At 44.0% G+C, this 20,028-nt stretch carries 20 protein-coding genes; 15 read left to right on the top strand and 5 right to left on the bottom strand.

Annotated elements, in window-relative coordinates; translation table 11 throughout:
* Positions 1–70 precede the first annotated feature (70 nt).
* Positions 71–1,411 carry a gliding motility-associated C-terminal domain-containing protein gene (locus CI959_RS18605; protein ID WP_057316964.1) on the top strand — a complete coding sequence of 447 codons (1,341 nt, stop codon included), beginning with the start codon at positions 71–73 and terminating at the stop codon, positions 1,409–1,411.
* Positions 1,386–2,369 (top strand): lytic transglycosylase domain-containing protein, encoded by a 984-nt coding sequence (locus CI959_RS18600; RefSeq protein WP_057316965.1) that lies wholly within the window; start codon positions 1,386–1,388, stop codon positions 2,367–2,369. Before CI959_RS18605 ends, CI959_RS18600 begins: the two co-directional genes overlap by 26 nt.
* 110 nt (positions 2,370–2,479) lie before the next feature.
* Here the strand turns inward: CI959_RS18600 and glsA are convergent, their stop codons facing one another.
* Complete coding sequence (gene glsA / locus CI959_RS18595; protein WP_005857387.1) at positions 2,480–3,445, bottom strand: glutaminase A; 966 nt, start codon at positions 3,443–3,445, stop codon at positions 2,480–2,482.
* 75 nt (positions 3,446–3,520) lie between these two features.
* The gene (locus tag CI959_RS18590; RefSeq protein ID WP_005857385.1) at positions 3,521–4,960 is read right to left on the bottom strand and encodes a glutamate decarboxylase; all 1,440 of its coding nucleotides are present in this window, start codon (positions 4,958–4,960) and stop codon (positions 3,521–3,523) included.
* Between the two features lie 222 nt (positions 4,961–5,182).
* Between CI959_RS18590 and CI959_RS18585 the strand changes: the two genes are divergently transcribed.
* Genes CI959_RS18585 through CI959_RS21620 form a run of 3 tightly spaced genes read left to right on the top strand, consistent with a single transcriptional unit; the run spans position 5,183 to position 7,542 of the window.
* Positions 5,183–6,409 carry an MFS transporter gene (locus tag CI959_RS18585; protein WP_005857383.1) on the top strand — a complete coding sequence of 409 codons (1,227 nt, stop codon included), beginning with the start codon at positions 5,183–5,185 and terminating at the stop codon, positions 6,407–6,409.
* Between the two features lie 32 nt (positions 6,410–6,441).
* The gene (locus CI959_RS18580) at positions 6,442–7,356 is read left to right on the top strand and encodes a DMT family transporter (RefSeq protein ID WP_005857381.1); all 915 of its coding nucleotides are present in this window, start codon (positions 6,442–6,444) and stop codon (positions 7,354–7,356) included.
* A gap of 33 nt (positions 7,357–7,389) precedes the next feature.
* Positions 7,390–7,542: a hypothetical protein gene (locus CI959_RS21620; protein ID WP_005857379.1), complete on the top strand. Its 153-nt coding sequence runs from the start codon at positions 7,390–7,392 to the stop codon at positions 7,540–7,542.
* A gap of 51 nt (positions 7,543–7,593) precedes the next feature.
* Here the strand turns inward: CI959_RS21620 and CI959_RS18575 are convergent, their stop codons facing one another.
* Complete coding sequence (locus CI959_RS18575) at positions 7,594–8,100, bottom strand: GNAT family N-acetyltransferase (protein ID WP_005862768.1); 507 nt, start codon at positions 8,098–8,100, stop codon at positions 7,594–7,596.
* A gap of 196 nt (positions 8,101–8,296) precedes the next feature.
* Here CI959_RS18575 and CI959_RS18570 point away from each other — a divergent pair, with 196 nt between their 5' ends.
* The 10 genes from CI959_RS18570 (at position 8,297) to CI959_RS18525 (ending at position 18,306) form a co-directional block, all read left to right on the top strand.
* Positions 8,297–8,887: a hypothetical protein gene (locus CI959_RS18570; protein WP_005857375.1), complete on the top strand. Its 591-nt coding sequence runs from the start codon at positions 8,297–8,299 to the stop codon at positions 8,885–8,887.
* Position 8,888: 1 nt separating this feature from the next.
* A complete protein-coding gene (locus CI959_RS18565; RefSeq protein WP_057316966.1) occupies positions 8,889–9,767 on the top strand; it encodes a DUF2764 domain-containing protein in 879 nt (292 codons plus the stop codon).
* A 3-nt stretch (positions 9,768–9,770) separates the two neighbouring features.
* Positions 9,771–11,528 carry a V-type ATP synthase subunit A gene (locus CI959_RS18560; protein ID WP_057316967.1) on the top strand — a complete coding sequence of 586 codons (1,758 nt, stop codon included), beginning with the start codon at positions 9,771–9,773 and terminating at the stop codon, positions 11,526–11,528.
* 7 nt (positions 11,529–11,535) lie between these two features.
* Positions 11,536–12,852, top strand: coding sequence for a V-type ATP synthase subunit B (locus tag CI959_RS18555; RefSeq protein ID WP_057316968.1), 1,317 nt, complete (start codon positions 11,536–11,538; stop codon positions 12,850–12,852).
* An 11-nt stretch (positions 12,853–12,863) separates the two neighbouring features.
* Positions 12,864–13,487, top strand: coding sequence for a V-type ATP synthase subunit D (locus CI959_RS18550; RefSeq protein ID WP_005857366.1), 624 nt, complete (start codon positions 12,864–12,866; stop codon positions 13,485–13,487).
* On the top strand, positions 13,484–15,304 hold the full coding sequence (locus CI959_RS18545; protein ID WP_057316969.1) for a V-type ATP synthase subunit I: 1,821 nt from the start codon (positions 13,484–13,486) through the stop codon (positions 15,302–15,304). Before CI959_RS18550 ends, CI959_RS18545 begins: the two co-directional genes overlap by 4 nt.
* A 54-nt stretch (positions 15,305–15,358) precedes the next feature.
* The gene (locus CI959_RS18540; RefSeq protein ID WP_005857362.1) at positions 15,359–15,814 is read left to right on the top strand and encodes a hypothetical protein; all 456 of its coding nucleotides are present in this window, start codon (positions 15,359–15,361) and stop codon (positions 15,812–15,814) included.
* 160 nt (positions 15,815–15,974) lie between these two features.
* Positions 15,975–16,340 (top strand): BlaI/MecI/CopY family transcriptional regulator, encoded by a 366-nt coding sequence (locus CI959_RS18535; RefSeq protein WP_008772319.1) that lies wholly within the window; start codon positions 15,975–15,977, stop codon positions 16,338–16,340.
* Positions 16,341–16,348: 8 nt separating this feature from the next.
* Positions 16,349–17,818: a M56 family metallopeptidase gene (locus CI959_RS18530; protein ID WP_008779780.1), complete on the top strand. Its 1,470-nt coding sequence runs from the start codon at positions 16,349–16,351 to the stop codon at positions 17,816–17,818.
* On the top strand, positions 17,815–18,306 hold the full coding sequence (locus tag CI959_RS18525; RefSeq protein ID WP_008779781.1) for a DUF4934 domain-containing protein: 492 nt from the start codon (positions 17,815–17,817) through the stop codon (positions 18,304–18,306). Before CI959_RS18530 ends, CI959_RS18525 begins: the two co-directional genes overlap by 4 nt.
* A gap of 87 nt (positions 18,307–18,393) precedes the next feature.
* On the opposite strand, the gene crcB is transcribed toward CI959_RS18525, so the two are convergent.
* The gene (crcB, locus tag CI959_RS18520; RefSeq protein ID WP_008779782.1) at positions 18,394–18,780 is read right to left on the bottom strand and encodes a fluoride efflux transporter CrcB; all 387 of its coding nucleotides are present in this window, start codon (positions 18,778–18,780) and stop codon (positions 18,394–18,396) included.
* Between the two features lie 70 nt (positions 18,781–18,850).
* Positions 18,851–19,870 carry a phenylalanine--tRNA ligase subunit alpha gene (gene pheS, locus CI959_RS18515; RefSeq protein WP_005857329.1) on the bottom strand — a complete coding sequence of 340 codons (1,020 nt, stop codon included), beginning with the start codon at positions 19,868–19,870 and terminating at the stop codon, positions 18,851–18,853.
* Between the last annotated feature and the right edge of the window lie 158 nt (positions 19,871–20,028).

The following is a 20,028-nucleotide window of genomic DNA, read 5'->3' as shown; positions in this document are numbered from 1 at the left end:
AATTTTGCTTATCATGCTACGTATGTCCTTTTATTTCCCTAATTTTGGAACCGTAATTTTTAGACTATATATGCTAAAGAAGGAATTAAGAAAGATACTGTTATCGCTAAGTTTTGTGTTTGTAGTGGCTGTCTCGTATGCCCAATATGTGGTGACGGGAGGAAGTGGTAGCCCGATGAAAGCCACGCAGAGTTCCGGCGATTCCGCCGAGCGGCTTGAGGTCTACTTGGTGTATGGAATGGATAATGTGACGATTAGTTATACTTCATCTTCTTCTTCGCATCAATGGTACCGTTATAAAACCAAACGATTGGAGGCTGAGAAAGTCGCTTCCACCCAAAATGGAACTACTTCCACCATTCGGAATGTAGAGGAGGGATATGGCTATTTTGTTGAGGAAGGAGCCGTATCTCGTTACGTCTGGATCGTTGATTACAGCAAGTACACCTTAAACATATCCAACCTGCATGTCTCCGATAATAGCGATCCATGTAGCGGATTGGTCTTGGCTGGGACAGGTACGATCCAACCTATTTATTATTATTGGCCGAATACGGGAACAAGACGTGAACTGTCTCGCCAATTTGATGTTATTTATAATACATTGGAATATAATTCGGATAAAAAAGAATATACCTCTAAACAAGAGACGGCGGTCATCGAGGGTAATTTGTTCGGTAAATCCATTCCCGCTCCTTGGTGTGATACGGAGATCTGTGTGAAAGGCGATTATTTCGCTCGTCATTTTGGAAAGGAGGTCACGCTTTGTATCGATGAATATCAGGCCGCTGCGGTAGATGCTCATATAGACACGTTGCTGATTGAGCAAGAGGCCCCGAATATGAATACGACGAAGAGCGGTTATTGCGCTCCCGCCACTGTTCAATTCTCGGCTATCGCGAATACGCCGACAGCCGCCCTGTTTAATTGGAAAATCTATCGGCAAGGGGAAGAAGATAATCCGGTTGTTCGTTTTACGGGTGAGGAAGTGGATTATACGTTCAACCAATCCGGGACTTTTATCATCAAGTTGGAAGTAAGCGACCAAAGCACTACTTGCAGCACGGAAGATGAGGTTCAGATTGATATCTCGGAGTCTTATCTGATGATACCGAACACATTCTCCCCGGGTACCACGCCCGGAATTAATGATGAGTTCCGGGTTGCCTATAAGTCGTTGGTGAAATTTAAGGCATGGATATTTAATCGCTGGGGCCTACAGATGTATTACTGGACAGATCCGGCCCAAGGATGGGATGGTAAGAAAGGTGGTAAATACGTTCAGCCGGGTGTGTATTTTTATGTGATAGAAGCCGAAGGTTCCGATGGTATTAAGTACAAGGAAAAAGGCGATATAAACATTCTTAGACCTAAAACAATTCAAGATGAAAATGAGAATATCCAAGAATAATTTAGCTAGTTTTTTATGTGGAGGCGTCGTTTGCTTGACCGCATGTATCTCGATGGGTTCGAATGACGTGGAAAAAGTGATAGAGAGCCGTCCGGTTGTCTCATCCATGACCCTGTCGCCGGATGTTCCGTCCTCGGTTCCTTTTTGTGGAAAACTAATCGATATTACCCGCTATGATATGCGGGAAGCCTATGACCGTGAATTGAGTAGCTTTACTTATTTCCATTCTACGACGATGCTTCTGATCAAGCGGGCGAACCGTTATTTCCCGGTGATCGAGCCGATCTTGAAGGCGAACGGCATTCCCGATGATTTCAAATATCTAGCGGTGATAGAAAGCCATTTGGACCCCCGTGTATCCTCTCCGGCTCGTGCTGTCGGGATGTGGCAATTACTGGAGGGCACGGCAAGGGAGTATGGTTTGACAATTACTCCGACGGTCGACGAGCGTTGCCATGTGGAGAAAGCGACCGGGGCGGCTTGCCGCTATTTGAAGGCCGCCTATAAGAAATATGGAGATTGGGCGGCGGTAGCCGCTTCTTATAATGGCGGCATGGGACGTATATCCGGTGAGCTGGTCAAACAAGATGCGGATTCCTCCTTTGATCTCTGGCTGGTGGAGGAGACTACCCGTTATATTTATCGAATCATGGCGATCAAGCAAATTTTCGAGAATCCGTCGAAGTACGGTTTTGTGCTTCGTGCCCGTGACCTGTATAAGCCGATCCCTACCGTAGACGTGGCTGTAAGCCAAGATATACAGAATCTGTCGGCTTTCGCTAAAGAGCATGGGATCACTTATGCGGACTTGAAACGTTTTAATCCTTGGCTCCGTGATCGGAAGTTGGTGACAGGTGGGAAGACCTATAAATTAAGCATTCCTCAAGGAAAGGATATGTATTATAAGACCCCGAATACGGAAGTATACGATTCGGCTTGGGTCGTGTCGGAGAATTGATCCGATTTTTATTGATACAAAAAATAAAGTGTTTCATTTAGATGGTATAACTGCCCATCGTAATGAAACACTTTTTCTATACTATTTCTCGTTTAAACTGATTCAGTCTATTAGTCAACGATCGTCACACGGTGACCGTTGAACACGTTCAATCCGAGTTTATTCATTACATACTTAATAGCAAGCTGTGCCTTTACAGAGTTACCAGCTTGGTCAATAGGAGGAGCGAATGCGGAAATACCGAATTGTCCGGGAAGTACACCCATGACACCACCGCCTACGCCAGTTTTTGCGGGAATACCGGAAGTGTACAACCAATCACCGGTGTGTTCATAAAAACCTACGGTAGAGATCATGGAAGTGATCTTCGGAGATAACTCTGCATCGAATACTTGTTTCTTTGTCACAGGATTAAGACCTAAATTTGCGACCGTAGCGGCAGCGACAGATAGTTGCTTAGCCGTGATACCCAAAGAACATTGACGGGTATACAGATCCAAAGACATATCCGGATCGTCATAAATGCGATTGTAATTCTTTAGCAACCAAGCGATGGAGCGGTTATTGAAGTTCGTTGCAGACTCGGATTTGTAGAGTTCGTCGATCAACTGCGGTGCGCTTCCGCACAAATCCGTGATATTGGCTACGATAGCATCCCACTTCTGTTTGGAATCACCGACAGGCTTCACCATACTACAAGCCGTGATAGCGCCGGCATTTACCAATGGGGTAGAAGGATGGTCGTTTTCCAATAGGATAGCGATGATGGAGTTAAATGGCAATCCGGTAGCGTCGGCACCAATTTTCTCCAATAATTCTTTCGCTCCGTATTGGCGCAGTACCAAGATAGCGGTGTGTACTTTCGATACGGATTCAATACCGAAACGATATTCGGAATCTCCCACCTCGATGGTTTGTCCGTTTAAAAGGCAAATACTGATTCCGAATAGATTTTTATTGATATTCGCCAGATAAGGAATGTAATCGGCATTCTTACCATCCGTATTTGTCTTGTAAAGATCGTAAGCCTGTTGAGCTACTTCCTTAATTTGGGCGATCGTTATTTTTTTGTCCATATATGAATTGGATTAAAGAAGGCGTGTATGAAAACACTGATAGCCCTTTCATGCACGCCTTGATGAATTTTGTTTTTATTTCTTAGCGTTGCTCATTGCGGTGTGAGTAAATACCTTACCCTTAACCGGAACGTTCTTGTCTTGAGCGATGCGAGTAGGAGTCGGATATTCAAGTTTCTCCAATGCCTCTACAGCGTTCTTGATATCACCTAATAACATATCGGCCATATCACGGCTGAAACCTTGACGAACTACGACACGCATAACCACGTAGTTATCCAGCTTCTTCGGTAGTGTATACGCTGGAACCATCCAACCGCTTTGTTGCAATTTATCTTGCAAATCGTAAAGTGTCCATTTGGCGTTCTTAGCGTAATCCGGTTTCATGTACCAAATAAACAATGGATTCACAACCTCGTTGCTGTAATTAACGAATGGGGCCATCTTACCGATTTCTTGGTGGATGTATTTCGTGATTTCCATACTGTTATATTGGATTTGTTTGTAGCCCTCGAATCCGAGACGAATAAACTGATAGTATTGTCCGAGGATTTGTGCGGCAGGACGAGAGAAGTTCAAACCAACCTGAGTGATATTCGCTCCAAGATAGTTTACGCTGAATGCCATTTCTTCCGGCAAATATTTCTTGTCTTTCCAAACAACCCAACCCAATCCCGGGTAAACCAATCCGAATTTATGTCCGGATGTGCTGATAGAAAGAACCCATTTCAAACGGAAGTCCCATTTTGTCTCCGGGCTTAAGAACGGAAGGATAAAACCACCGCTGGCGGCATCTACGTGGATAGGTATATCATAACCGGTCTTGGCATTGTATGCGTCGAGCGCTTTGTCCAAGGCTTCTACGTCATCGTTCAGTCCTGTCCATGTTACACCTTGGATAGGAACGATACAAATCGTGTTCTCGTCACACATCTTAAGCGCTTCTTCCGGATCAAGTGTCGTCTTGTCTAAAGTCAAGGGAACTTCACGCATTTCGATTTGCCATAGCTGGGCGAATTTCTCCCATACGACTTGGAAGCCAGTAGAGATCACGAAATTAGGCTTGTCAGTTGGTTTACCTTGTGCTTGTCTCTTTTTGCGCCAACGTAACCAAGCGGCTACACCACCTAGCATACAAGCCTCTGAAGAACCGATAGCCAAGGCTCCGGTTTTCCATTTTTCTTGCTCGGGAGAATTCCAAAGACTCGCCATGATATTAATACATTTGGCGTTCATAACAGCGATTCTCGGATACTCTGTTTCGTCAATATAGTTGATGTTGATAGCTTCGTTCATCAATTTTGTTGCGTACTCGTCCATATACGTAGTAACGAATGTAGCTAGGTTCAAGCGAGGCTGTGTTTGTGCGAAAGTCTCGTCTTTAACCATTTGATAAGCGATCTCCGGGGTTGTAGGGCCATCTGGAATCTTATCTACAGGAGAGGGTGTCAACATCACTTCTGAGCCAAAAATCGCTGTTTTGGCATCGCCATTTCTGAAATTTGAGTCTTTCATTTTTCTTTAGTTTTTTTGTTAATAAAATGATTTGAGTCAATGGAATACTGCTTCCACTGAGCGTTTATGCCAAAACAGATTATGGATTGGAATGTTTTTTGGATTTACATTATTTGGGGTTTATTAGCGATACAAGTCCAGTCCTCTTGGAAAGAGCGAAAATGATGAACTTTCACATAAAATGTTTGTTTTGATTAGATAAAAACGTAAAACTAAATCTTTATGAGAATACAGACAGGCCGGGGCACAATTCCCCTTATAACTCTGGTAGGGATATGGTCTATCTCCGCTTTAAATGCATTACCGGGTTTAGCGGTTTCTCCGATATTAGGGAAACTTTCCGTTATTTTTCCTCATTCTACGGAACTGGATATTCAGATGCTTTCCTCTTTGCCATCGTTATTGATAATTCCATTTATTATATTGTCGGGTAAATTAACGGAGAAAGTAAATGAGATACGTCTATTGCAATTAGGCTTGGTGATCTTTGCCCTAAGTGGTATTCTATACTTACTCTCTAATAAGATGTGGCAGTTGATAGCGGTGAGCGCCTTAATGGGAATCGGATCTGGCTTGATCGTACCCTTATCGACCGGTTTGATTTCTCGTTTCTTTATCGGGAAATACCGGACGAAGCAATTTGGTTTAAGTTCTGCTATTACAAATGTAACGTTGGTATTAGCCACGATCTTAACGGGATATCTGGCGGAGGTGAATTGGCATTTACCGTTTGCCGTTTATCTATTGCCCTTGATTTCCATCGTACTTTCCGTATACTTGAAAAGGAGTATGGAGAATGAGCCGGCGATCGTATCGAAATCAGAAGTGAAAGCCCCTGTTGCGGCAGATCCCGTCACGGTTCCGGGTAAATATGGTGTGGATATAAAGCATCTGGTACAAATCATGTGTTTTTATGGATTGGCTACGTATTTAGTGATTATAGTCAGCTTTAACTTACCGTTTTTAATGAAGGAATATAAGTTTACAAGCGGTAATTCCGGATTAATGATTTCATTGTTTTTCTTGGCTATTATGGCTCCCGGTTTTATCTTGAATCAGATCGTTGATTTATTTAAGCAAAAGACAAAATTTGTCAGTCTATTGGCGATCGCTTTAGGGATGGCCTTGATTTTGATATCTCGTACGGAATGGCTAATTGGATTGGGATGTATTTTTATCGGTTTCGGATATGGTGTTATCCAGCCAATCGCTTATGATAAAACGACTCGTACGGCCATTCCTGAGAAAGTTACATTGGCATTAGCTTTCGTGATGGCGATGAATTATTTGGCGATATTACTTTGTCCGTTTATTATCGATTTCTTCCAGTCTATACTCCATGTCAAGAGCCAGCAATTCGCGTTTATTTTTAACCTCTGTATTGCGCTGGTCGCTACGATCTGGGCTTATGTAAAACGAGACTCGTTCCTTTTCAACGATAAAATTTGATTTACGAATATAAAACTAAAAAATGATAGACAGTGAAAAATAAGAAAACAGAAGCTAATATTAGCATGGTGGTCTCAAAAACTTTCAGTGGATTGAATATGAACGCCTTGAAATACTTGCTTCCCTTATGGATGAGCCCGTTGACGGGCGCTTCTTTCCGATGCGTGTTTGCGGCCGTGGCGTTTTGGGTGATCGGCTGGTTTATGAAACCGGAGGTTTCTACGACGAAAGATAAGGTGTGGCTATTCTTACTAGGCGCTATCGGTATCTATGGTTTTATGTTTCTTTATTTAGTGGGGCTTAGCAAGACAACGCCGGTCTCGAGTTCTATTTTCACGAGCTTGCAACCGATCTGGGTATTTTTGATTATGGTATTCTTTTATAAGGAAAAGGCTACTTGGATGAAAATACTCGGTATCTTGATTGGTTTATCTGGGGCCTTGGTTTGCATCTTGACCCAGCAAAGCGACGATTTAGCGGCGGACGCTTTTAATGGAAATATGCTATGTCTGGCTAGCTCCGTGTTTTATGCCGTGTATCTGGTATTAAGCCAGCGGATCTTACAAAAAGTAGGGACGATGACGATGCTTCGATATACATTCACGGGCGCCGCTTTCTCCAGTCTATTGATTTTGCCGATAGAAGGCTTTCATGCTCCTTTATTCTCGGAGCCATTTCATTGGTGGCCTTTTGCCGTATTGATGTTTGTGCTTATTTTCCCTACGGTAATTAGTTATCTGTTGATTCCTATCGGATTGAAGTATTTGAAAACTACGTTGGTGGCTATTTATGGCTATCTGATCTTGATAGTGGCAACGATTACATCCCTATTGATCGGGCAAGACCGTTTCAGTTGGACACAGACGTTCGCCATTATCTGTATTTGCGCCGGGGTTTATCTGGTTGAGATAGCGGAAGGAAAAGAGAAAAAGACAGTCAAGGTTTGACTTATTAAATATGAACTATTAAATTGTAGCGTTATGGATAAAAAACAAGAAAAGAAAATCTGGAACTCTCAACTTGCGATTGAGAATCCGAAGAATGATAGGATCGCTGTTATTTACTCTGTAAAAGTTAGTAGTGTACGAATCCTAGAGAAACCTCGTAATCCGAAAAGAGGGAAGACCCGTTGACAATCATCATCCCCTATTCTATATATAAATATATGAATAGGGGATGACTGTCTATTTATTCTCCACTTCCATGCTCATGATATAATCGTTCATGAAATAGCCGTTTCCTATATGATGGTCCCGTGTGCCTATTTCCCGTAATCCCATATGTCTGTAGAAGCCTATGGCGGGATTGTAACGGTTTACGTATAATTCTATAGTGAAAGGCCCGGTATGTACCTCCTTCAAATAATTAATACCTTGTTCGATGATAAAACGCCCGATTCCCGTGCCATGCATTTCCGGTAGGGAATAGATCTTTTGAAAATTGTACGTGTTTTCACCTGTTTTCTCTATGGATAAATAGCCTGCCGGCATATCGTCCGCCAATATAATAAAATATTGATGATGTAACTCTTCCATTTGTTTAAGAATGTTATCCGGAGCGTACATCATATCGAACATATAATCCAATTGCTCTTTAGAAAGTATCTTTCCATACGTGTTCTCCCAAATGCGTGAGGCAAGATCATGAATAAGAGAACGATCATCAATAGTCGCTTTTCTAATCGTAAACATGTTAATTTTGTATTTTGACTCACAAAGATACAAATAGACGAACAAAAATACAATATAGACGAATGTAAATAGAATTTTACTTGACTAGTGTTATTTTTTAGCTTGATTTCACACTTATTTTGATGTTAATCCGCGAAAAATAATAACTTTGTGGGCGTTTACTATTGAAAAATACAATTCAAATACATAATAGGAAATGGATACAAAGATTCAGGAACTAACAGACAAGATCTACAAGGAAGGTGTAGAGAAGGGGAACGAAGAAGCGGGGCGTATAATCGCCGAGGCCAATGCTCAAAAGGATACGATTCTTAAAGATGCGGAAGCGGAAGCGAAACGTATCGTAGCGGCTGCTGAGAAACAAGCTGCCGAGTTGAAGAAGAATACGGAAGCCGAATTGAAATTGTTCGCCACCCAGTCTGTCGAGGCATTAAAGAGCGAGGTGACAAACCTTATCACTGGTGATATCGCTAGTTCGAATGTGAAAGCGGCGTTGATGGATCCCGCCTATATGCAGAAAGTGATCCTTGAGCTTGTGAAAAGCTGGCCCGCTAATGAGTTCTTGACTATCCAAGCTTCTGATTCCGATGGCTTGAAGGCGTATTTTGAGGCCAATGCCAAAGGCTTGCTAGAGAAAGGGTATAAGATCGAGAAGGTAAGCGGAAAGAAAGCGTCTTTCTCTATTATCCCGGCGGATGGGTCTTATAAAGTGACGTTTGGCGAAGACGAGTTCATCGAGTTTTTTAAAGAGTTCTTGCGTCCGCAATTAGTAGAAATGCTGTTCTGATATGAGTAAGTATTACTACTTAATCTCCGGACTTCCTAACATAGCGTTGGATGATAGTAAACTAGCCTATTCGGTCTGTGAGTTCCGGACAGAAATAGAGGATATGCTATCTTCTAAGGACAAAAAGCTGATTGATTTATTTTATTTGAAATATGATAATATAAATCTGCTGGCTCACGCTAAAAGACCGGACTCCGATCCGGATCAAAGAGGAAGAATAACGTATGATGAGTTCAATACTTTATATAAAGCGTTGAAGGATGAGGAAAAAATTCCCAAAAATGATAATCTCCCGCCTTATTTCGTGGACTTTTTTAAACTGTATCTAGCCGAAGAGGCTAAGGACACCAAAAATGAGAAAGAATATATATCATGGGAAGACCGCTTGGCTGCGTTATATAATGAATATGCCATGAAATGTGGGAATAAGTTCGTTGCCGATTGGTTCGAGCTTAACCTGAATATCAACAATGTTCTTACTGCGATCACTTGCCGTAAATATGGATTTGATAAGGCCAATTATATCGTGGGGCATAATGAGATAGCAGAAAATATCCGTACGTCGAACGCCCGTGATTTCGGCTTGGGCGATTCCGTGGAATATTTGCCCGAGTTACAACGCATCGCCGAAGAGACCGATCTGATCGTTCGTGAGAAGAAAATCGATCTTTTGAAATGGAAATGGCTGGACGATAATACCTTCTTCAAGACGTTCGACATAGAGAGTGTATTCGCTTATTTATTGAAATTGGAGATGATAGAGCGCTGGGTAACCTTGGATAAGGCGAGAGGCGAGAAGACTTTCCGTGAATTGGTAGGCGCCATGAAGATGGGTAGTGAGAATGCGTTGGAAGAATTTAAAAGAAACAATATAAAATAAATTATGGCTACGAAAGGAATTGTAAATGGAATCGTATCCAACCTAGTAACCGTAGAGGTGGATGGTCCGGTTTCTCAGAATGAGATCTGTTACATTTCTGTCGGAGGCGTGAAGCTGATGTCGGAAGTAATCAAGGTGATAGGTAAGAATGCCTTTGTACAAGTATTTGAGAGCACACGTGGTATGCGTGTCGGCGACGAGGCTGAATTCCAAGGGCATATGTTGGAAGTTACGCTGGGTCCGGGTATGTTGTCCCGCAACTATGACGGTTTGCAGAATGACTTGGACAAGATGGAAGGTGTATTCTTGAAACGTGGCGATTATACGTTTGCGTTGGACAATGATAAGAAGTGGGATTTCAAGCCTCTGGCTAAAGCGGGCGATACCGTGAGCGCCGGTGATTGGCTGGGAGAGGTGGACGAGAATTTCCAACCTCATAAGATTATGGTCCCCTTTAAGTTCGAGGGATCTTATACTGTGAAATCGGTGGTTCCAGCCGGACAATATACCATCAATGATACGATGGCTGTCCTTACGGACGAAAATGGCACGGACGTAAACGTGACGATGATCCAGAAATGGCCAGTAAAGAAAGCTATCACTTGTTATAAGGAAAAGCCCCGTCCATTCAAATTGCTGGAGACGGGCGTTCGTACGATCGATACCGTGAACCCGATCGTTGAGGGTGGTACCGGATTTATCCCCGGTCCGTTCGGTACGGGCAAGACGGTGCTTCAGCACGCTATCTCTAAACAAGCGGAAGCGGATATCGTGATTATCGCCGCCTGCGGTGAGCGTGCGAATGAGGTCGTAGAGGTATTTACGGAGTTCCCGGAATTGGTAGACCCGCATACGGGACGTAAATTGATGGAACGTACGATCATTATCGCCAATACATCCAACATGCCGGTAGCTGCTCGTGAGGCATCCGTATATACGGCGATGACCATCGCCGAGTATTATCGCAGCATGGGTTTGAAGGTTCTGTTGATGGCCGACTCTACTTCCCGCTGGGCACAGGCTTTGCGTGAGATGTCCAACCGTTTGGAGGAGTTGCCCGGACCGGATGCCTTCCCGATGGACTTGTCCGCTATCGTGGCGAACTTCTACGCTCGTGCGGGATTCGTCCATTTGAAAAACAACGCTACAGGTTCCGTCACTTTCATCGGTACGGTATCGCCGGCCGGTGGTAACTTGAAGGAGCCGGTGACCGAGAATACGAAGAAGGTGGCCCGTTGTTTCTATGCCTTGGAGCAGGAGCGTGCCGACCGTAAACGTTATCCGGCCGTAAACCCGATCGAGAGTTATTCCAAGTATATCGAGTATCCGGAGTTTCAGGAATACATCGCTAAACATATCTCCCCGGAATGGATCGAGAAAGTAAACGAGATCAAGACCCGTATGTTGCGTGGTAAGGAGATCTCCGAGCAAATCAATATCTTGGGTGATGATGGTGTGCCTGTCGAGTATCACGTTACATTCTGGAAGTCCGAGTTGATCGACTTCGTGATCTTGCAACAGGATGCTTTCGATGCCATTGATGCGGTTACTCCGTTGCAACGTCAGGAATTCATGCTGGATAGAGTCGTGAACGTTTGCCGTTCAGAGTTTAAGTTTGATAACTTCCTTGAGGTTATGGACTACTTTAAGAAGATGATCAACATCTTTAAGCAGATGAACTATTCGGAATATGAGAGTGACCAATTCAAGAAGTTTAATACGGAACTGGATGAACTTTTGAAGGAGAGAATCGAAAATTAAAAGAGTTATGGCAACAAAAGCATTTCAAAAAATATATACGAAGATTACCCAGATTACAAAAGCTACCTGTTCGCTGAAAGCAACGGGAGTTGGGTATGATGAGTTGGCCTCTGTAGACGGAAAGCTGGCTCAGGTGGTAAAGATTATCGGTGACGAGGTGACGTTGCAGGTATTCTCCGGAACGGAAGGTATCCGTACGAATGCCGAGGTGGTATTCATGGGGAAGGCCCCTTCCTTGAAAGTAGGTGACCAGTTAGCCGGACGTTTCTTCAACGCTTATGGCGAGCCTATCGATGGCGGCCCGATCCCCGAGGGACGTGAGGTCGAGATCGGTGGTCCGTCCGTGAACCCGGTACGTCGTAAACAACCCTCTGAATTAATCGCTACGGGTATCGCCGGTATCGACTTGAATAATACCTTGGTAACCGGTCAGAAGATCCCGTTCTTCGCCGACCCCGACCAGCCTTTCAACCAAGTTATGGCGATGGTAGCCTTGCGTGCGAAGTCCGATAAGATTATCTTGGGAGGTATGGGCATGACGAACGACGACTACCTGTTCTTTAAGAATACATTTAGTAACGCCGGAGCCCTAGACCGTATCGTTAGTTTTATCAACACGACCGAGGACCCGTCCGTAGAGCGTATCTTGATCCCGGATATGGCGTTGAGCGCCGCTGAGTATTTCGCCGTGGAGAAGAACGAGAAGGTCTTGGTATTGCTTACCGATATGACCAACTACGCCGATGCCTTGGCGATCGTATCAAACCGTATGGACCAGATCCCGTCTAAGGACTCTATGCCGGGTTCCTTATATTCGGATTTGGCGAAGATTTACGAGAAAGCCGTTCAATTCCCGGCGGGAGGTTCCATCACGATTATTGCCGTAACGACCTTATCCGGTGGTGATATCACGCATGCCGTACCTGATAATACGGGTTATATCACGGAAGGTCAGTTGTATTTGCGTCGTGATAGCGATGTGGGTAAGGTCATCGTCGATCCGTTCCGAAGCTTGTCTCGTTTGAAACAGCTGGTAACCGGAAAGAAGACCCGTGAGGATCATCCACAGGTAATGAACGCCGCCGTACGTTTGTATGCCGATGCCGCCAACGCTAAGACCAAGCTGGAGAATGGTTTCGACTTGACCGACTACGACACCCGTACCTTGTCTTTCGCCAAGGATTATTCTTCTAAGCTGTTGGCTATCGACGTAAACTTGGATACGACGGAGATGCTGGACGTAGCTTGGGGATTGTTCGCTAGATATTTTAGCCCGGAGGAGGTAAATATCAAACAAGGATTGGTTGATAAGTACTGGAAGTAAATTAAATAAACATGGCAATAAAGTTTCAATATAATAAAACCTCTCTTCAGCAATTGGAAAAGCAACTGAAGATGCGTGAACGCTCCCTGCCTACGATCAAGAGCAAGGAGAGCGCCCTGCGTATCGAGGTGAAGCGGACCAAGGACGAAGTGAATAAATTGGAACTTCAGCTAGAACGAGAGATTCAGAGTTACGAGAATATGGTGGCTTTGTGGAACGAGTTCAATCCGGAGCTGATCTCCGTGAAGGACGTGACGCTTTCCACGAAGAAGATCGCCGGCGTGATCGTCCCGTTATTGGACGAGATCAAGTTCGAGATCGGACACTATAGTCTCTTTAATGCCCCCGCATGGTATACGGATGGTATCGAGTTGCTGAAAAAGCTGGCTCGTACCGGTATCGAGGCGGAGTTCTCGGGCATGAAGCTGGAGTTGTTGGAGCATGCTAGGAAAAAGACCACTCAGAAGGTGAACCTGTTTGAGAAGGTACAGATTCCGGGTTATAAGGATGCGATCCGTAAGGTGAAACGGTTTATGGAAGACGAGGAGAGTCTTTCTAAGTCCTCACAGAAGATCATGAGAGCCAATCAGGAGAAACGTAAGGCAAAAGAAGAAAAAGAGGAGGCCGAGGTATGATAGTAAAGATGAGTAAATATGCCTTTATGGTGTTCCATAAGGAGTATGATACGTTCCTTTCTACGCTTCGTGACTTAGGTGTCGTCCATATCAAGGAGACAAACTCCGTGATGGATAACGAGAGGTTGCAAGAGCTTCTGGCTGAGCGTAAACAGATCAATACGCTGATGCGTTACTTTAAGAACCTCCATGCGGCGGAGAAAGACGTTAAGTTTGCCCCGGCCCGTGAGTTGACGAAAGAGGAAGGCTTGAAGTTGGTGCGTAAGATAGAGGAATTGCAAGATAAGAAAGCGCAATTGATCGCTTCCAAGCAATCGATCGAGAAGGATCTGGCTTATATGGAAATATGGGGTGAGTTCAGTTATCAGAATATCAACCGTCTGAAAAGAGCGGGATACGATGTTACGTTCTTTACCTGTCCTACCGCTAAGTACGAGCCGGAATGGGGCGTGCTGTATAACGCCATTCTGATCAATAACTTCCAATCGGTAACGTATTTTATCACGATTACCAAGGAAGGTACCTTGATCGATATAGACGCTGAACGTCCGAAGATGCCGGTTCAAGGATTGGCGAAGTTGCGTGCCCGTCTGGATCAACGTACCAAGGATATCCAGAATGTGGAGGATGAGCTGAAACATCGTGCCGTGGGGGATTATAAAACGTTGGAGGAATTCGATAAGAACCTGCAGGACGAGTTTAATCTTTCTAATGCGTTAGTGCAGACAGATCGGCAAGCGGGTGATAAGCTCATGTTGTTGGAAGGTTGGGTGCCGACGGAAAACGCTCCGGCCTTGGAGCACGAGCTGGATAAGCAAGGTTATTTCTTCCAGCAATTAGAGATCGAGGATGGGGATAAGGTGCCTATCAAGCTACGGAATAATAAATTCAGTAAGCTGTACGAGCCTATCACGAAGATGTTCTCCTTGCCTAATTACGGTGAACTTGATCCGACCCCGTTGTTCGCCCCGTTCTTTATGCTGTTCTTCGGACTTTGTTTCGGCGATGGCGGATATGGTTTGCTGGTCATGATCGCTTGTACGATCTTGAAGAAGAAGGTGAACCCGGATTTCAAGCCTTATTTGACCTTGTTCCAGTATTTAGGCTTTGCCGCCTTATTGGTGGGTACTTGTACGGGATCTTTCTTCGGAGTGGCCTTGGCGGATATCCCGGCTTTGTCAAAGATCAAGAACTACTTTGTGAATAGCGACAACTTGATGACATTCTCTATTGTCATCGGTTTGGTACAGATCATATTCGGTAAATGTGTCGCTGCTTACAAGATCAAGATACAGAAAGGAACGAAACACAGTATCGCTCCGTTCGCTTGGGTGTTCGTGATCATATCCTTGGCATTGGCGTTCGGACTTCCGATGTTGAACGTTCACTTGCCGAACGCTGTCGTTATGGTATGTTACGGAATCGCCATCTTGGGTCTGGTTATCGCTTATTTGTACAATACACCGGGCAAGAACGTATTCTTGAACTTTGGTACCGGACTTTGGAACACGTACAATATGGCCTCCGGATTGCTGGGGGATACGTTATCATACATTCGTTTGTTCGCTATCGGTCTGACCGGTTCCATCTTGGGTGGCGTATTTAATACGTTGGCGGTTACGATGACAGACGGTATGAATATCGTGGCACGTGCGATCTGTATGTTGTTGATCTTGTTAGTGGGTCACTCCATCAATATCGCTCTTTGTACGATCAGCTCCTTGGTACACCCGCTTCGTTTGATCTTCGTGGAATATTACAAGAACGCGGAGTTCGAAGGTGGAGGTAAGGCCTATGAGCCATTCAGAAAAGCATAACAATTAAACGAGAAAATAAAACAATAAAAGAATAATTTAAAAACACATTTTATTATGGAACCAATTTTATTAGCTTATGTAGGTATTGCGTTGATGACAGGTTTAACTTTTATCGGCAGTAGTTATGGTGTTACGATCGCAGGTAATGCGGTGGTAGGTGCGATGAAGAAAAATCCGGATGCTCTGGGTACGTACATCGCTTTAAGTGCGTTGCCTTCTTCACAGGGCTTGTATGGATTCGTGGGCTACTTTATGATGCAGAAGTTCTTGGTCGCTGATATTTCCATGTTGGCTGCTACGGCTGTTTTCGGCGCTGGTTTAGTGTTAGGTTTCGCTGGTTTTTACTCTTCAATCCGCCAAGCTCAAGTTTGCGCGAATGGTATCGCTGGTGTTGGTGCCGGACACAACGTATTCGGTGCTACGATGGTAATGGCCGTATTCCCAGAGTTGTACGCTATCTTGGCCTTATTGGTTGTGATCTTGATTGGCGGAACGATTCCTGTCGCCTAATCATTCAAACATCTGGATATAATAGAGGCCGTCCCGGACATTCCCGGGGCGGTTTTTTTGATTGGATCAATGAATAAACTATCTCTTTTAGTTTATTAACTATACAAATTAGTTTGGTAACTAAAAGTTTTAGTTACTTTGTCGCAAACAAGATAAGGTTATGAAACGACTTACGGTGAAAGAAGAAGAAATCATGGGCTGGTTCTGGCAGAAAGGCCCACTGTTCGTGAAAGAGTTACTTGAATATTACGAGGAGCCTAAACCTCATTTCAATACCCTTTCTACGATTGTCCGAGGCTTGGAGGAGAAAGGTTTCCTCGCCCATAAGAATTTCGGGAATAGCTATCAATATTATGCGGTCTTAACAGAAAAGGAGTATAGTAACGGTACTTTGAAAAATGTGATCGCTAAGTATTTCAATAATTCTTATCTGGGGGTTGTCTCTACGCTGATCAAGGAAGAGGATATCTCTGTGGATGATCTGCGAAAACTAATAGATGATGTAGAACAAGGGAATCGTAAATAAGAGCGAATATGGGAATCTTCTTTGTATATATCCTTAAATCATCCGTGTGCTTGACGATATTTTATCTGTTTTATAAGCTATTGTTGAGCCGTGATACCTTCCATCGTTTCAACCGGATCGCTTTATTAAGCTTGATCATGCTTTCGGTTATCATCCCATTTTGTGAGATTACTTTGGAGAAAGCGACGGCCATTCAGCGTCCGGTCATGGATTTGGAGAATTTGCTAGCGGCGGTTTCCATGAGAACGTCGGCAGAATCCGCTAGCCAACCTGTATGGTTACGAGTTATGGTGATAGCCTATATAATCGGAGGGATATTAACGCTTTGTCAATTCGCATATTCATTTTATGCCTTGTTTCGGTTGATGAGACAAGGTACACCGAAGCTGGTGGACGGAATCCATCTGATTCTTACGGACCAACCAGTCGCCCCGTTCAGTTGGATGCAAACGATCGTAATAAGCCGGAAGGATTTTGAGGAAAGTGGGATAGAGATCATGACGCATGAGATGGCGCATATAAAAGCCCGTCATTCCATTGATCTGCTGATCTCCGAGATTTGTATCCTGTTCCATTGGTTCAACCCATCTGTCTGGTTGTTGAGACAGGAATTGCAAAATATCCATGAATACGAGGCCGACGAGAGCGTATTAAATCAAGGCGTCGACGCAAAAAGATATCAATTATTATTAATTAAAAAAGCTGTTGGTGCACAGCGCTTCACTTCTATGGCCAACAGCTTTAATCACAGTTCACTTAAAAAGCGAATAGCTATGATGTTAAAACAAAAATCAAGTCCATGGGCACGGTTGAAGTATCTGTATGTACTCCCGTTGGCAGCCTTAACGGTGGTAGCCTTTGCCCGTCCGGAAATCTCTCACGAATTGGAGAAGATTTCGAGTGTCAAAATTAGCGAAATTATTCCGGTTCAGGAAAAAAAAGAGCCTAAAAGAAATGTAGAAGTTGAGACCCTCGCAAGGGATTCGGTCGTTTCTGAAAAAGATATGCAAGCGATACAGGAAAAGGTCTCGGCCGTGATGGAGAAATACCAGCCGGAGATTGACAAGGCGGTTGAAGAGGCAGTGAAAGCGGCGAATATCGACGAGATCGTTTCTGCGGAAATGGCGAAACACCAGGCTGAGATCGACAAGGCTGTGCAAGCGGCGATAGAGGCCGCCAAGATAAATGAGACTATCGCCGCCGAGATGGAGAAGATTCAACCGGAGATCAACCGAGCCATAGAGGAGGCCATGAAAGCCATAGACATCAATGAGAAGGCTGCTAAGGAGGCATCAAAGGAAAAGTCCTCTTTCTCCGGTATTGTCTACATCGATGGGATGGAATCTTCTAAAGAGAGGATGGACAATTTGAATCCCGATCGTATTGCGTCTATGAATGTGTACAAAGGAAACGAGGCGATCGCTAAATTCGGAGAGAAAGGTCGTAATGGCGTTATCGAGATAAAATTGAAGAAATGATTTTCGCGTATATATGCAAGGTAGGCTTGTTCGGCTCCCTCTGTGCGGGAATGTTTCTAACCTCCTGTATGGAGCGTGAAAACGAAGAAGCGAGCAAGCGGGTGATTGAGGTAGGTAAAGCTATCTCATCGCCTGCCGAGCTGAAAGCCTCTGATTATTTTGATGAGATCCGGTATGTCCCTTTAGAGACGAGGGATGATTGTCTAGTCGGAAGTTCTCCTGATATCAAGTTATTGGATAAATATATTCTGATCACTTCCGCTAACCGGCAATGTCTTTTGTTTGATAAGGCTACAGGAAAGTTTAAATGTCAGATAGGGCATGTAGGGAAGGATCCGGGTGGCTATAGAAACGTAGACTGCTTGGTGGACGAGTTGAACGGGCGTTTGCTGTTTAATGGATGGGGACATGATTTGATTAGCTATAATCTGGATGGCAATTATATCGGAAAGATAGAGCTTCTTATTTTTCTAAGAAAGTATTCTTGAGGTTAGTAAATAGATAATTTGGAAACAGCTTTATTCGATATAACACGGCCTTGTCATGACTGACTTGTGCCGTGTTTTTTTATTTATTTACTTGATCATTGTAATGATATTCTTCCCAAGTATGATCCCAAGGAAGACCGCTATCAAACCAAGGATATTACTGGCAAGTACATTGAGTAGTGCCATCTTGTATTCTCCGGTACGCATAAGTACCATCGTGTCGAGAGCAAAAGAAGAGAAAGTCGTGAAACCACCGAAAAGACCAGTGAATAGGAAAGCTCTTGTATTGATAGAAAAATTATAGGCTTCCGCTATACTCCAGCAGAAACCGATTAAAAAGGAGCCGATCACATTGACCGACAAGATACCAAAAGGAAAGGAGTAAAGCATCGATCGTTGCACCCACGTGGAAACTCCGAACCGTAGCGCAGATCCGATAGCTCCTCCTATTATTAAAAGAAAAACCTTTATCATATCAACCTAGTGTGTTTCCCCCGGGCTAGGTTAAGGCCCGGGGAGATGGTAAATGATTTAGGTTTTCAATTTAATTGGCCGACTCAAACTGTCTCAAGAAACGAACATCGTTTTCCGAGAACATGCGTAAGTCTTTTACTTGGTATTTCAAATTGGTAATACGCTCGATACCCATTCCCAATGCGTAGCCTGAATAAACCTTGCTATCGATACCGCAGTTCTCAAGCACGTTCGGGTCTACCATACCGCAACCGAGGATCTCTACCCAACCGGTTCCTTTACAGAAGGGGCAACCCTTACCTCCACAAATGTTGCAGGAGATGTCCATCTCGGCGGATGGCTCCGTGAACGGGAAGTAAGAAGGACGCAAGCGAATTTTTGTATCCGGACTGAACATTTCCTTGGCGAAGAACAACAAGGCTTGTTTCAAGTCGGCGAATGAGACGTTCTTATCTACATATAACGCTTCTACTTGATGGAAGAAACAGTGAGCACGATAGGAGATAGCCTCATTACGATATACACGTCCCGGACAGATGATACGGATAGGCGGTTCTTGCTTTTCCATTACTCGGGTCTGTACGGAAGAAGTATGTGTGCGAAGCAATACATCCGGGTTATGCTGGATAAAGAACGTATCTTGCATATCGCGGGCAGGATGGTCCTCGGCGAAATTCAAGGAAGAGAAGACATGCCAGTCGTCCTCGATTTCCGGTCCCTCAGCGATGCTGAATCCTAACCGTCCGAATATATCGCAAATTTCTTTCTTTACAAGTGATAGAGGATGACGAGTGCCTAGTTCGATCGGGTAAGCCGTACGAGTCAAATCGATATCATCGTTTGCGGTCTGTACATTCTCAAAGCTTTCTTTTAATTCGTTGATCTTGCTCTGGGTTGTTTCCTTTAGTTCGTTCAAGTATTTGCCAACCTCACGTTTTTGATCAGCCGCTACATTACGGAAATCATTCATCAACGCCGATATCTCGCCTTTTTTGCTGAGATACTTTATACGTAAAGCTTCTAGTTCCTCGGCATTTGCCGCTTTCATATTCTCTACTTCTTGAAGCAGAGCCTTAATTTTATCGAGCATTTCTAATCACACTTTGTATTTGTCATGCAAAAGTACGCCTTTCTTTTGAAACCGCAAGGGATTCGTAAGGTTTTTTAGTTAAATGTAAGCGCAGACACTTAGGTGTCTTGTTTTATATATTAAAGTATTTATATATCTTCGCAGCATAATCAAACTAT

The sequence above is a fragment of the Parabacteroides sp. AT13 genome, assembly GCF_002272965.1.
In the GTDB taxonomy this organism is placed as follows: Bacteria; Bacteroidota; Bacteroidia; order Bacteroidales; family Tannerellaceae; genus Parabacteroides; species Parabacteroides distasonis.
This window is presented reverse-complemented; position numbering and strand designations above follow the sequence as displayed.